This window comes from Kouleothrix sp. 19917 (assembly GCF_057073505.1).
Genome location: NZ_CP097099.1, coordinates 1,589,510 through 1,603,727, shown reverse-complemented (window position 1 = coordinate 1,603,727; position 14,218 = coordinate 1,589,510). Strand labels below are relative to the sequence as shown.

12 protein-coding genes and 1 pseudogene are annotated in these 14,218 nt (G+C 51.5%); 12 read left to right on the top strand and 1 reads right to left on the bottom strand.

Going from position 1 to position 14,218, the window contains the following annotated elements; all coding sequences use genetic code 11:
- The first annotated feature begins 83 nt into the window (after window positions 1–83).
- From M1P90_RS06590 to M1P90_RS06560, 7 genes are all read left to right on the top strand, one after another.
- Window positions 84–1,298: an IS701 family transposase gene (locus tag M1P90_RS06590; RefSeq protein WP_483696970.1), complete on the top strand. Its 1,215-nt coding sequence runs from the start codon at window positions 84–86 to the stop codon at window positions 1,296–1,298.
- A gap of 33 nt (window positions 1,299–1,331) precedes the next feature.
- The gene (locus M1P90_RS06585; RefSeq protein ID WP_483701818.1) at window positions 1,332–1,622 is read left to right on the top strand and encodes a hypothetical protein; all 291 of its coding nucleotides are present in this window, start codon (window positions 1,332–1,334) and stop codon (window positions 1,620–1,622) included.
- A 310-nt stretch (window positions 1,623–1,932) separates the two neighbouring features.
- Window positions 1,933–2,439: a hypothetical protein gene (locus M1P90_RS06580; RefSeq protein WP_483701817.1), complete on the top strand. Its 507-nt coding sequence runs from the start codon at window positions 1,933–1,935 to the stop codon at window positions 2,437–2,439.
- A 1,121-nt stretch (window positions 2,440–3,560) separates the two neighbouring features.
- Window positions 3,561–4,064, top strand: a complete 504-nt coding sequence (locus M1P90_RS06575; RefSeq protein WP_483701682.1) for a hypothetical protein — start codon at window positions 3,561–3,563, stop codon at window positions 4,062–4,064.
- Between the two features lie 424 nt (window positions 4,065–4,488).
- Complete coding sequence (locus M1P90_RS06570; protein ID WP_483701816.1) at window positions 4,489–4,812, top strand: DUF6980 family protein; 324 nt, start codon at window positions 4,489–4,491, stop codon at window positions 4,810–4,812.
- A 443-nt stretch (window positions 4,813–5,255) separates the two neighbouring features.
- Window positions 5,256–5,657, top strand: coding sequence for a hypothetical protein (locus M1P90_RS06565; protein WP_483701734.1), 402 nt, complete (start codon window positions 5,256–5,258; stop codon window positions 5,655–5,657).
- Window positions 5,658–6,380: 723 nt separating this feature from the next.
- The gene (locus tag M1P90_RS06560; RefSeq protein ID WP_483701771.1) at window positions 6,381–7,337 is read left to right on the top strand and encodes a phosphotransferase enzyme family protein; all 957 of its coding nucleotides are present in this window, start codon (window positions 6,381–6,383) and stop codon (window positions 7,335–7,337) included.
- 184 nt (window positions 7,338–7,521) lie between these two features.
- On the opposite strand, the gene M1P90_RS06555 is transcribed toward M1P90_RS06560, so the two are convergent.
- A complete protein-coding gene (locus M1P90_RS06555) occupies window positions 7,522–7,731 on the bottom strand; it encodes a hypothetical protein (protein ID WP_483701815.1) in 210 nt (69 codons plus the stop codon).
- A 1,283-nt stretch (window positions 7,732–9,014) separates the two neighbouring features.
- On the opposite strand from M1P90_RS06555, the gene M1P90_RS06550 reads away from it, so the two are divergent.
- The 5 genes and pseudogenes from M1P90_RS06550 to M1P90_RS06530 all read left to right on the top strand — a co-directional run bounded on the left by M1P90_RS06550 (window position 9,015) and on the right by M1P90_RS06530 (window position 13,484).
- Window positions 9,015–9,674, top strand: a complete 660-nt coding sequence (locus M1P90_RS06550) for a hypothetical protein (protein ID WP_483701814.1) — start codon at window positions 9,015–9,017, stop codon at window positions 9,672–9,674.
- Between the two features lie 264 nt (window positions 9,675–9,938).
- The gene (locus M1P90_RS06545) at window positions 9,939–10,574 is read left to right on the top strand and encodes a zinc ribbon domain-containing protein (RefSeq protein ID WP_483701813.1); all 636 of its coding nucleotides are present in this window, start codon (window positions 9,939–9,941) and stop codon (window positions 10,572–10,574) included.
- A gap of 288 nt (window positions 10,575–10,862) precedes the next feature.
- Window positions 10,863–11,306: a hypothetical protein gene (locus tag M1P90_RS06540; protein WP_483701809.1), complete on the top strand. Its 444-nt coding sequence runs from the start codon at window positions 10,863–10,865 to the stop codon at window positions 11,304–11,306.
- Window positions 11,307–11,910: 604 nt separating this feature from the next.
- A pseudogene (locus tag M1P90_RS06535) lies at window positions 11,911–13,126 on the top strand (IS701 family transposase).
- A 109-nt stretch (window positions 13,127–13,235) separates the two neighbouring features.
- Window positions 13,236–13,484 carry a hypothetical protein gene (locus tag M1P90_RS06530; RefSeq protein WP_483701712.1) on the top strand — a complete coding sequence of 83 codons (249 nt, stop codon included), beginning with the start codon at window positions 13,236–13,238 and terminating at the stop codon, window positions 13,482–13,484.
- The last annotated feature ends 734 nt before the right edge of the window (window positions 13,485–14,218 follow it).

Here is a 14,218-nt window from a genome sequence, read left to right as displayed (position 1 = left end):
TAACTGGACTTTTGCAGATTTGCGGCAACAAGCTTCTGAGCATATGATCAGGCGAGCGTTGGTCTACCAGTTGGGAGGCACAGGTGCCAGCAATTGTCGCGATACCACAGGTGGTCGAGGAACTGCTGGTCCAGTTCGCCGACCTGTTTCCAAATGAGCCTTCACGCCGCCACTTTGCCGAATACCTGACCGGGCTGTTTGTAGCGGAGCACAAGACCGTGAGCGGTATCACGCGAGAGTTTGCCGCCCCACCCGACCAATCCACTCTCAATCGATGGTTGACTGAAGCGCCCTGGGATGTCCAGCGCATCAACGCGCACCGGCTCGAATGGCTTCAACAGGACGCTGCAACGCGCTATCGTCACGACGGCGTTATCGCGATCGATAACACTTTGATAGATCATGACGGCAAACTGATAGAGGATGTCGGCTATTTCTGGGACCATGCCGACAAACGCCACCTGATCGCCCACGATTACCTGTTTGCCAACTACGTCAACCCGAGTGGGAAGCATTATCCGCTCGATTTCCGGCGCTTCCGCAAGCGCGAGCAGTGCGACGACGAGCGCCCGTTCAAGAATCACACCGACCTCGCTAAGGAACTGATCGATTGGGTTGTCGCTGAGGACATACCGGGCGACTTCACCTTCGACAGTTACTTCACCAACGCGCCAATTATGAACACCCTCCACGCCAAAGGTCGCAGCTACATCGGTGATTTGAAAGCCAACCGAGTGATTGTAGTCAGCGGGAAGCAGACCAGCGTGACTGAGTGGGTCAAAACGCTCACGCCGCTTGTTCGCACCAAGTTTACGGTCGGCGGTCACACGCAATGGTACTTCACCAAGTCCGTTCGTCTGCCCAATGTCAACCACCCAGTGCGTATTCTGGTGTTGTGGTCAGAAGCAGAAGCTGCGACGCCACGCAAGATCCTGATCAGCAACCGAACCCAGTGGGAAGCTCATCGCATTTTGAAGGTCTACAAAAAGCGCTGGACAGGGACGGAGACCTTTCATCGGGACGGGAAGCAGCATTTGGGCATGGGCGAGTGTCAGCTCAGGGACGGGATGGGCCAGACCAGGCACATGCACCTCGTCGTCCTGGCGTACACGGCTCTGATGCGCCAATTGAAGCATGATCGTGCCTTCGAATGGGCTCACACACGCCTGATGACCATTGGCGAGTCCTGTCGCACCATCGCTCGCGAGACCTTGGGCAAAACGCTTGCTTGGGCCATCGAACAATCGCACCAAGGCATGACTCTGTCCGATATCAAGCTCCGTTTGGCTTTACCCTGAGCTTTCGCCTATTTCTGCAAAACCTTAGTTATAATGGAACTTATCGAGGTGCGTCAGCTCAAATACCCTATAAAAATCCTGCTGTACCCGCTGGCCATTCAGCAGAATGGTCAATGGCTCAAGATGGCTCAAGTCACTATATCCAATCAGGGTGGATTAAGCTCTCAGGAGACTCACTACCTTGGTATTTCACAGAATATTCAGGATGCACTCCATACTGTCGGACAAGATATGCTCAGATTGATGCGAATACACACGAATACAAGGTCGAATATTTTCCCCCTGGCGTTATGGCAACAAATGACGTTTGGTGTGCAAAAATAGATGGAGTGAATAAGGTATGCACAGGGGCAAGCTTCATTCCGCTTGGCCAAGCTCCGATTTTGACCTATTCAGGAGAAACATCGGACACAACCGCTGATATGGGCGGCAACACCTCAAGCCATTTGCGTATGACAGTCATTTCACTCAAGAACACATCGAACACTTGGCTCCAAGTAAATACTAACTCTCTTGCCAATATTACGACTGCTGGAACACGCTACAGGGCAGCTAAGGGTTTCTCTGGGACAACCTACATCGAGAATTGGACTAATTAGTGACAGCCCAGAGTTCAACTTAGAAGGAGTTAACAATGCGAAACAAATCACCATGGTGGCTCATTTCCGTTATCATAGTTGGAATAGTTTTTAGTATTGGCTGGTGGTTGGGACGTCACAATTTAGCAAGCGCCCCAGTAACGAGTGCCCAAGGGGGGGCAAACATACCAGATATTACATCCCTGCGCCAGCATTTCGGCCTGGATTTTCAACCAACTGATCCGACTCAGGCGCGACCAACACTTACCAGAGATCAGGCAATTGCAGTCGCCCAGCAAAAAAATGGGCAACTGAAAAGTACGACAAGAGTGGATGCGACACTAGGGCGTATGAGCAATCCAGGATTGCAGCAAGCAGCCACAGCCGGTCAACGTGTAGACCCGCAACTTGCTAATCCAGCTCTTGTCTGGATATTGTCCTTCCAGGGGATTGATACCGAGTCATCTGGACCTCCCGGTTCAGTTCATACAGTGAGTCATGAGTTCAATGTTGTGATTGATGCTACAACGGGTCAGTACGTCATGGATTTCATTTATAGATAAATAACTGCATCATATAAATTAAGAAAACAGAGCAGTAGAACTACTGCTCTGTTTTCTTAATTTTGGACCTACGCAGCGCCACCGAATCACTGATTGGAACGAGCAAAACGTACGTTGACAATGAAACAAACCGCTTACTGATGCGGAAAAGCACGTGGAAGATACGCTGCAGTATCATGTGGGTGCTGACGCCATCACGATACGCAGAAGTCCTCCATGCACCATCCTAAAATATCTGGGAGATATCCACATTGTCTGCGTGGTCCCGCTCTTCGTGAGACACTCGATGCTATTCGTGCGATTTTGCACGCGCTGCTGATTCCCAGGTGCGGAACAATGCGGCCCAACACGGCGTTGCAGTTGACCGCTTCGCGCTCAAGATCGGTGTTTTTTAGAAAGTTCATGCAGCGCTCGCGGCAACTGAACGCCAACCCGTTGGGCGAGTCTTAGGCGCTTTGTTGTCTCGGTCTTGAAAAGCGTTCTATGGTCCTTCAGCAGAAGATCGCCCTGCCGCTACGAAAGAGCGAATCGAGCGTAGGATGAAGGCCCGTTGTGCCGCGTGATTCCGTTTCGCGCTTTCTCAACCCTGCGTGGTACAAGCGCTCGTTGTGCTGAAGTGATCCTGGTCAGCGTTTTCTCAACCCTGATGCATACGAAAGCCAACTTTATTCCACGTGATCGCGGCAGCGCTTTCTCAACCCGATGTGGTGCAAAAGCCCGTTATGCCACGTGGTTCCGTTCAAGGCTTACACAACCCCGCGTGGTGCGCACGCTCGTTGTGCTGATTGTGGTTCCGTCAGCGTGATTCGGCCGAGCGCAGTTGCTCGTATCGCTTCAACGTGGTCGGTTTCTGCCTTAGCTTGGCCGTTTATCAAGGCTCTCGCCCAACACGCGCTTGCAGCGGACGCCGCTTCGCGTCGAGCGAGATCGGGGTTATTTTCCGCGCCGGTATCTGCTACAATGTGACTGCCATTTATCGGGGCGGCGCCGCTAAAGCGCAACCCGTTGGGCCGCAGCATCAAAGCGTGTACTATAATACTACCCCTGATGTAAAAGTACGCAGGAGTCTAGATCACTTTTGTACCAAGCACTCTATTCCACGACGATTGTGATGGAAGTCCATGAATCTCTGGTCCACCTTCCACAGTATCTTTGATACTGACGATGGCTCTCTTCCAGAAATCGCTATTGCCCATATTACGCCAGCTGGTTTGGCTGACGTATGGATGTACTTACGAACAGCTGCCGTCGAATATGCCGGCGATAATTGGTTTTGGCATCACAGTACTGAACGCGAAACGCCGCTTGACTCAGTCCAGAATGCGGCCGCGTTAGTCGTAATCGGTGAAGCCGAGATCTTCCACACCGTGCTTAATGGTATTTCCTTTTTCGGCAGCGTTATTCCGGATCTTGGCGTGTTCGTTTTTCAAGATGCAATTGTGCTTGATTACCGCATGGGGCACGATTGGAATGCCGCGAACTTGACAGCCCTGTTTGAACTCTTGCGACAGATTCAAAACATTGAACCAGGTGCGCAGATTTCGCTCTCGCCAACGTTCTTCCATCCCAAATGGCGGGCAGAGTTTCAGGCTGCATTTGCCGAATACATCCAGCGAGCTGAATAGCACGCACATGAACCATCAACGTAGCCCCCGGTCATACTGCCAGTATCGGCTGCTGCCCAACACGCGCTTGCAGCGGACGCCGCTTCGCGTCGAGCGAGATCGTGCGTTTTTCAGCGCCAGCATCTGCTACAATGTGGTTGCCATCAATCGGTGGCGGCGCCGCTAAAGCGCAACCCGTTGGGCGTTCATTCATCAACGGCGTTTTGGATTGATAGCGCATGTGTGTCTGGCCCGCATTCATCGTTATGTTTTTTGAGCGCTTATCTTCTCTCTACGTAACCTCTACCGTCGCAGTACGCTTTTCTCACGCCATACTCGCTTCAACCCAATCGCGTGGTGCGTGTACAAATGACGTGACCACCTGACGTAACAATTACACGCTCTAGTGAAAGCAGCGCATAGCTATCAAAGGCTGTAAATGAACATGAATCAACGTTTTTGCTGCGATATGATGACATCCCAAATTCTGCATCGCTGCCCCGACCATCCTGACCTCTTCGATTGCCCAGATGTACTAATTACATATACAGCACAATTTGATGACTATGGCTTGATTATTCATGATGGTGGAAGTTCCTGTATCACGATCAGTTTCTGCCCGTGGTGTGGAACGCGTCTTCCGAAATCAAAATATGAACGATGGCGCGATGAGCTTGCGGCATTAGGGTTTGATGAACCAAGCGAACAGGCTATTCCCGATGTATACAACACGGATGCCTGGTATCGCGAAAAGTCATCTGGCGTGTAAGCAGAAACGTGGTACGCAAATCCAGTTCATCACCTGTTTCAAACAAACGCCCAACACGCGCTTGCAGCGGACGCCGCTTCGCGTCGAACGAGATCGGTGTTATTTTCCGCGCCAGTATCTGCTACAATGTGATAGCTGTTTATCAGCAGCGGCGCCGCTAAAGCGCAACCCGTTGGGCGTCCATTCATTTCATCAATGCCTTCTGGACTGATAGCGCATGCATGTCCGGCTCGCATTCTTCGTCACGTTTTTGAACGCCTATTTTCTCTCAACGCAACGTATACCGTCACAATGAGGTTTTCTCACTCCATACCCGCTTCAACCCAATCGCGTGGCGGGGTACAATTGACGTGGCAACTCGGCACAATGCCTGCGTGCTTGGCTTGCTTCCACCACTCAGGTGGTTTGGTACGGTCACTACTGCATAGAAGATAACGATAGCTATGAACTACCGCTTCCGAAAATTACACCTCTGGATTGCTTTCTGCTTTGCAATTACTCTTGGCGCTTGCTCATTCCGCAGTCACGAAGCGCAGCGTTTCCGTATTACAAACACCAGCGATATTCCTATTGAGCAAGCCATTATTACCTTTCCAAACGAGCGCCTTGTATTTGGTCCACTCGCCCCACACAGCACAAGTCCATATCAAGTCGTGCAGCACGGCGTCTATCGTGACGCGTCCTATGAACTCACAATACACAACCAGACGCTACAATTCCCAGTTATTGATTGGATCGGCGAACAACCACTTGCAGGGCAAGGATTTACAAGTTATCTCGCATTTGATCTGCAAGCTGCACAGTATCGGCAGATACACGCCAGCATACAAGCGAGTGGAGACTGAGGCAAACAATACAGGCGCCCAACACGCGCTTGCAGCGGACGCCGCTTCGCGTCGAGCAAGATCGTGCGTTTTTCAGCGCCAGTTTCTGCTACAATGTGCTTGCCATCAATCAGTGGCGGCGCCGCTAAAGCGCAACCCGTTGGGCGCATCTCATTTCGCAGGTTGTCTTGATCTCGCAGGTCGCTTTCTGTCTTTTCGGCATAAAAAAGCAGTGCATCCACGAAGAACCGAATCGAGCGTGGGATGAAGGCTCGTTGTGCCACGTGATTCCGTGTCGCGCTTGCTCAACCCTGCGTGGTACGAGCGCCCGTTGTACTGAACGTGGTTCCGTTCAACGCTTGGCACATTTCAACGTGATACGAACGCGCGTGGTGCTGAGTGTGATTCCGGTCAGTGCTTTCTCAACCCTACGTGGCACAAAAGCTCATTGTGCTGAAGTGGTTCCGGTCAGCGTGATTCCGCCAAGCACAGTTGCTCGTGTCGATGGAGCGTGATTGGCGTCTGCCTCAGTTTGGCTTTCTATCGAAGTTCACGCCCAACACGCGCTTGCAGCGGACGCCGCTTCGCGTCGTGCGAGATCGTGCGTTTTTCAGCGCCAGTGTCTGCTACAATGTGACTGCCATCAATCAGTGGCGGCGCCGCTAAAGCGCAACCCGTTGGGCGTGTATCAGCCACTTCGCTCACTTGATGATCTGTTTTCCATCTATGGTAAGGGCTTTGTCTATGCAACACCTTGACATTGCCACGCAGTTGATCGAAACAGTTTACCATCGCCACATTGTTCAGATTGAAGCATTACCGCCCTTCTTCTCTTGGCGTGGCCTTTACCGCGTCCACGATACCCAAGGCTCTGTTTGGATTCTCCGCCTGCTCTATATGCCATCTGACGTCACGACTGTCGTACAGACAGCCACTCTGTTGCAGTGGCTCGAACAGCATCACTATCCTGCACCGCGCCTTGTACTCACTCATGATCGCCAGCTGGTTGGTTTTCTGAATGGATGGGCGAGTCTCCTCCTTTCCTATATCGACGGCGTAGTACTTGACGTGCATTCAAACGATTTCGCCCACCTTGGCTTTACGTTAGCGCAACTCCACCTGATTCCGCTCACACATGTCGACCGCTTCCCTCGTTCCCGATGCGATCCCGCACTGCTTCAGACCCAAACGGCGCAGCAACTCGCCACCGGCAATGAGCAAGCAGATCCTTATTTTCAACCATTACTCAGAACATTACGGCATTCGCTCAGCCATTGTACTTCGCAGAATACTCCCCTCTGTCTCACCCACGGAGACTGCTGGTACAAAAATGCCATTCAAACCCGTGATGGCAGCGTGGTCTTGATTGATTGGGATTGCGCAGGGGTTGGCTTACCCATTCTTGATGTAGGATACCTGCTTTTGACCGCACACTATGACCTCACTCAGCCATTCCAGATCACTGCCGATGCACATAAAATACACGCAATCCTAAATGGCTACCAGCGCGCACGGCGGATCAGTAAGACTGAATGGGCGCAGATGCAGAGCGCGATCCAGTTTATCCTTGCCTTTCAGGTTGGCGAACATATGGCAGAACAACAGTTGATTGCCAGCGATGATCTCTTTCTTCAAAAGGTACAATCACGCTTGGCAGCCAGTATTGAAATCGCGCAGATCGCACAGCTAGCGACCGTGTAATCGCAGAACAAGAGACAGTACGTTTGAAGACACATCGGCGAGCACGCCCAACACGCGCTTGCAGCGGACGCCGCTTCGCGTCGAGCGAGATCGTGCGCTTTTCAGCGCCGGTATCTGCTACAATGTGGCAGCCATCAATCGCTGGCGGCGCCGCTAAAGCGCAACCCGTTGGGCCGGCACCCGATCAGCCGCTTCCCGCAAAAAGGCCGTTTTGCGTGACTCGTGATTGACTCACCAGTTGAAGTTTCGACGCACGCGACTCACAATCCAGCGACCATTGGCGAAATAGACGAATCCAAGTCGTGATGGCGGTCGTTTCACCAATAGCACGAATCACTTGCGCAAAAGCCGCTCCTGGCCGATAATAGGTGCTGTTGGATTCGTTCACTTTCATGTTGGGCGCGTCTTAGCCGCAAAGTCGTCTCGATCTCGAATGGCGTTTTATTGAGTTGCAGCAAAACAATGCAGTGCCACCACGAAGGAACGAATCGAGCGTGAGATAAAAGCCCGTTGTGCCGCGTGATTCCAGTCAGCGTATTCTCAACCCCGTGTGGTGCGAGTGCTCGTTATGCTGATTGTGGTTCTGTTCAACGTTTCACGCAATTCAATGTGGTACGAAGGCTCGTGGTGCTGAACGTGATTCCGTATCGCGCTTTCTCAACCCTGCGTGGTATGGGCGCTCGTTGTGCTGAATGTGATTCCGGGCAGCGTGGTTCCGCCAAGCGCAGTTGCTCTTGTCGATGGAGCGTGATTGGCGTATGCCTCAGCTTGGCTGTCTATCGAGGCTCACGCCCAACACGCGCTTGCAGCGGACGCCGCTTCGCGTCGAGCAAGATCGTGCCTTTTTCCGCGCCGGTATCTGCTACAATGGTGTTGCCATCAATCAGGGCGGCGCCGCTAAAGCGCAACCCGTTGGGCGCGTCTCGTTTCGCAGGTTGTCTTGATCTCGCGGGTCGCTTTCTGTCTTTTTGGCAGAAGAACGCAGTGCAACTCCGAAGGAGCGAATCGAGCGTGGGATGAGCGCCCGCTGTGCCGCGTGATACAGTCAACGTTTTCTCAACCCCGCGTGGTGCGAACGCTCGTTGTGCTGAAGTGATTCCAGCCAAAGTTTGGCGCGCTTCACGGTGATACAAAAGCCCGTTGTGCCGCGTGGTTCTGTGTCGCGCTTCCCCAACCCCGCGTGGTACGCAGGCTCGTTGTGCTGAATGTGATTCCGGGCAACGTGATTCCGCCGAGCGCAGCTGCTCATATCGCTTCAGTGTGGTCGTTTCATGCTTCAGCTTGGCTGTCTATCAAGGCTCACGCCCAACACGCGCTTGCAGCGGACGCCGCTTCGCGTCGAGCGAGATCGTGCCTTTTTCAGCGCTGGTATCTGCTACAATGTGGTTGCTATCAATCGGGGCGGCGCCGCTAAAGCGCAACCCGTTGGGCCGTGTTATACTTCATGGCCTGCCTTACATCTTCTGGCAGTGCGTGTTATTATGGATGCCATACTTTTGCATTCCAAAAACATTAGAGATTATCACGATTTAAGTATAAAGTGGCATTAGAGAGCCTTAAACTACCTATCTGACAAACACTTGTGCTAATGCCTTTTGTGGTGTCCCAAAGAGCCAGACGACATTTGCGAATTTAAATCGTGATGATCTCTACTAATTTAGCGAGCCAATATAGGCCATGAATTTACTATTAATCGCAGTATCGGTTGTAGCAGCAACAATGTTAGGTTTGATTTCAAACATCGTTGCTGCCATTATTCAACCAACATTGCAACCACGTAAAAGGCTAGTGTTTTCGATATTTACAACTTTAATAGTACTTGTGATAGGTCTCACGTTTGCTTCAACTAACAGCAATTTAAACTCAGTGCAGCAGCCAGTTAGCCCTATAGGTAGTATCGAACGAACCGCTACTTCACAGGAAGTCAACGAGTGGAAAGAAACAGAAGCTTTACTTCTTAAAGCGCTCGCCGACGAACATGTTTATTTTTCGAACGCCAAAGTTTCAAATCTATCCTGGGGAACAGCTGGACAAATGAGACAGCTTGCCGGCAAAGAATACTTTATCGATGGAGATATTCCCCAAGGTGGAAATACTGTATCGATAGTCATCTCAGGGAATCCAAACCTTCACCCTGATGACGTCTTATATTTGGGCGCTCGAGTCGCACAGAGAGATATTTGTATATATACACGTGAAGCTATTTCAAGAGCTTCAGCATCAGTATCACCTATTCTAGTTTGGGCGATTACGAGTCCTTGCGTCCGTCCGGACGAACCTATTACTTGGCGTAGAGTTGCAACACCGCTAGAATTGATTAACACTGTATCTCGTTAAAAATGCAGCGTACAAAAAGCAAGCATTTTATCATCTGGTACATTACCGGTCTTCGTCCCGGCCCAACACGCGCTTGCAGCGGACGCCGCTTCGCGTCGAGCGAGATCGTGCGTTTTTCAGCGCCAGATTCTGCTACAATGTGGTTGCCATAAATCGGTGGCGGCGCCGCTAAAGCGCAACCCGTTGGGCCATAGCCATTACGCTTCCTCTAAAAATTGGCTCTCAAGTTGTGAATCATACAGGGCACGTTTATAATAGAGCGCCGTGAACGATTTTGATAGCGAGGATAATTTATCCATGCTGTGCCATTCCTGTGGTGCCTCCATTCGGCCAAATGCAAAATTCTGTACGAATTGTGGTGCTGATATAAAGGTCACTATCCCTTCTGAAACAGTGCTTCAGCCAATAAGCCAAAGCACACAATCGCCGATTTGCATATTCCCTGGCTGTACTACCCCTGTCGCAAAAGCTGGTCATGCGCTCTGCTATCAACACTGGAAAGCCACAACAGGCGATAAATCAGCCTCGCATGATGATGAACTTCAATTCCGTGAAAAATTCCCAGCGCGACATCGGACGACTGACGGGCATTGGGTGCGTTCCAAAGCAGAAATGCTGATTGATAATTGGTTGTATATGGCGAATATCGTCCATGCATATGAGCGCCAATTACCGATAGAAGAAGCCGTTTACTGTGATTTCTACCTTCCTAATGGCAAAGTCTATATCGAATACTGGGGTATGGAGCGCGATGCAAAATACCGGGCACGAAAGGCAACAAAACAAGCAATCTATCGGAAGTACAACTTGAATTTAATAGAACTCACCGATGAGCAGATCAAAAATCTTGATGATTACTTGCCTCGACAACTTCTAAAATATGGTGTTAGTATTGTCTAAATCGCGCACTTTGTTACAAGAAATATACGCAATGGCCCAACACGCGCTTGCAGCGGACGCCGCTTCGCGTCGAGCGAGATCGTGCGTTTTTCAATGCTCGTATCTGCTATAATGTGGCTGCCACCAATCAGTGGCGGCGCCGCTAAAGCGCAACCCGTTGGGCCGCCTCTGATACAAGCGTTGTCTCTATCTCTAATCATTTTCACAATTATATTTTTGCGCCTATGTACAACTTGGCGCATCGCACAATGGCCATAGTATCTCGCACTCATGCACAAGAACGTCACTATGCACAACATTCTGTCGCGCCACCATCTCCATCTTCCTTCGCTCTGGCTGCTCGTGGTTGTTTGGACGGTCGCAAGTTGTTCGCTTTTTCCTGCTCGATGGACCAGTACTCAACACATTGTCGACGCACTCCACAAAAATGGCATCCAAATTGACCAAGTGAAGAATGAAGAGCAACCTGCTCTGGCCAAGCTGAAAGCAACTTCCGTCTCCTTTTCCATTGTCACTCCATCATGGAGTACACCATCTGGCTCAATCATCGTCTTTGCCAATGAGCAACAGGCGCATCTTTTTTCACTGGCTGATAGCCACTACCGCCAATATCCAGAGTCAGCACGATACCGAATGATACAAAACCGTAACGCAGTATTGCTTGTCAAAGAGGAAATACCAATTGACGAAGCCAAGCCAGTTTTGGAAGCGTTTCAAGCTATAACGCCATAATTGTCTTCATCCAAACACGTTCTCCAGAGGCAGCCCAACACGCGCTTGCAGCGGACGCCGCTCCGCGTCGAGCAAGATCGTGCCTTTTGAGCGTCAGTTTCTGCTACAATGTGGTTGCCATTTAGCGGTGGCGGCGCCGCTAAAGCGCAACCCGTTCGGCGGCTATCTACCACACGCCTCAGCAAATCCTATCATCCTATGGTGCCATTTTTAACACATAGACCAAAACCAAAGGTGTATTAACGGCGAACCTGAATGGAGCCGACATGAGTCATGTAGAACACCTGTGTGTCCGTTGTGGTAAGCCCGTCACTCGCTTTTACGAAGATTACACGGTCTTTGAACGAATGCACTGGCTCTGTTTTCATCTTGAGTTTGAGCACGATGGAGATCCAGATGAACCCTGTAATGACCCTTCTTGCCCCTGGTGGCATATCGACGTCTATAAACGTAAGCTCCAAGAATTAGGACAGGATCCACAACGAGTTTTGAATGACGCGATTGATCAACGATGGAACTTATAACTGGACTTTTGCAGATTTGCGGCAACAAGCTTCTGAGCATATGATCAGGCGAGCGTTGGTCTACCAGTTGGGAGGCACAGGTGCCAGCAATTGTCGCGATACCACAGGTGGTCGAGGAACTGCTGGTCCAGTTCGCCGACCTGTTTCCAAATGAGCCTTCACGCCGCCACTTTGCCGAATACCTGACCGGGCTGTTTGTAGCGGAGCACAAGACCGTGAGCGGTATCACGCGAGAGTTTGCCGCCCCACCCGACCAATCCACTCTCAATCGATGGTTGACTGAAGCGCCCTGGGATGTCCAGCGCATCAACGCGCACCGGCTCGAATGGCTTCAACAGGACGCTGCAACGCGCTATCGTCACGACGGCGTTATCGCGATCGATAACACTTTGATAGATCATGACGGCAAACTGATAGAGGATGTCGGCTATTTCTGGGACCATGCCGACAAACGCCACCTGATCGCCCACGATTACCTGTTTGCCAACTACGTCAACCCGAGTGGGAAGCATTATCCGCTCGATTTCCGGCGCTTCCGCAAGCGCGAGCAGTGCGACGACGAGCGCCCGTTCAAGAATCACACCGACCTCGCTAAGGAACTGATCGATTGGGTTGTCGCTGAGGACATACCGGGCGACTTCACCTTCGACAGTTACTTCACCAACGCGCCAATTATGAACACCCTCCACGCCAAAGGTCGCAGCTACATCGGTGATTTGAAAGCCAACCGAGTGATTGTAGTCAGCGGGAAGCAGACCAGCGTGACTGAGTGGGTCAAAACGCTCACGCCGCTTGTTCGCACCAAGTTTACGGTCGGCGGTCACACGCAATGGTAACTTCACCAAGTCCGTTCGTCTGCCCAATGTCAACCACCCAGTGCGTATTCTGGTGTTGTGGTCAGAAGCAGAAGCTGCGACGCCACGCAAGATCCTGATCAGCAACCGAACCCAGTGGGAAGCTCATCGCATTTTGAAGGTCTACAAAAAGCGCTGGACAGGGACGGAGACCTTTCATCGGGACGGGAAGCAGCATTTGGGCATGGGCGAGTGTCAGCTCAGGGACGGGATGGGCCAGACCAGGCACATGCACCTCGTCGTCCTGGCGTACACGGCTCTGATGCGCCAATTGAAGCATGATCGTGCCTTCGAATGGGCTCACACACGCCTGATGACCATTGGCGAGTCCTGTCGCACCATCGCTCGCGAGACCTTGGGCAAAACGCTTGCTTGGGCCATCGAACAATCGCACCAAGGCATGACTCTGTCCGATATCAAGCTCCGTTTGGCTTTACCCTGAGCTTTCGCCTATTTCTGCAAAACCTTAGTTATAACGCTTCCAGTACTCGCTATATATAAGCCAAAGCTGCCTTGTAGTGCAGGTGCTATCGCTCCTCGGAGTAACAGATATGACCACCAGCGACCAAATCACCAGCAATTACCTCTACGATCTTGGAATGCTCCTGAAAGAGCGGGCTGTTGAGGCCAAAGCAGAAAAATACATTCAGGAGAACGAGCTAGATCGCGCATATCATACAGGTTATCTTATGGCTATGCATGATGTTATCGGGATAATGCAACACCAAGCCGACGCCTTTGGAATGCTCAGAACAGCATTATGTCTTGACGATATCGAACCAGATAAAGACTTGTTGTAAGGCTGTCTCCAAGGCAATGGAATTGTCAAGGCTGCCGCCGAACACGCGCTTGCAGCGGACGCCGCTTCGCGTCGAGCGAGATCGTGCCTTTTTCAGCGTCGGTATCTGCTACAATGTGGCTGCCATTCATCGGGGCGGCGCCGCTAAAGCGCAACCCGTTGGGCGTCTTTCGTTTCTTAGGTTGTCTTGATCTCACAGGTCGCTTTCTGTCTTTTCGGCAGAAGAACGCAGTGCAACTCCGAAGGAACGAATCGAGCATGGGATGAACGCCCGTTGTGCCACGTGATTCCAGTCAGTGTTTTCTCAACCCTGCGTGGTGCGAGTGCTCGTTATGCTGATTGTGGTTCTGTTCAACGTTTCACGCAATTCAATGTGGTACGAACGCCCGTGATGCTGAACGTGATTCCGTGCAAGGTTTTCTCAACCCTGCGTGATACGGAGGCGCGTTATGCTGAATGTGGTTCCGGTCAACGTGATTCCGCCGAGCGCAGCTGCTCGTGTCGATGGAGCGTGATTGGCGTATGCCTCAGTTTGGCTTTCTATCGAAGTTCACGCCCAACACGCGCTTGCAGCGGACGCCGCTTCGCGTCGAGCGAGATCGGGCCTTTTCAGCGCCACTATCTGCTACAATGTGGTTGCCATTTATTGCAGCGGCGCCGCTAAAGCGCAACCCGTTGGACGGCAGCCATCACATCGATTATGCGCAACCAGGCTCACGTGACTATGCTATACTA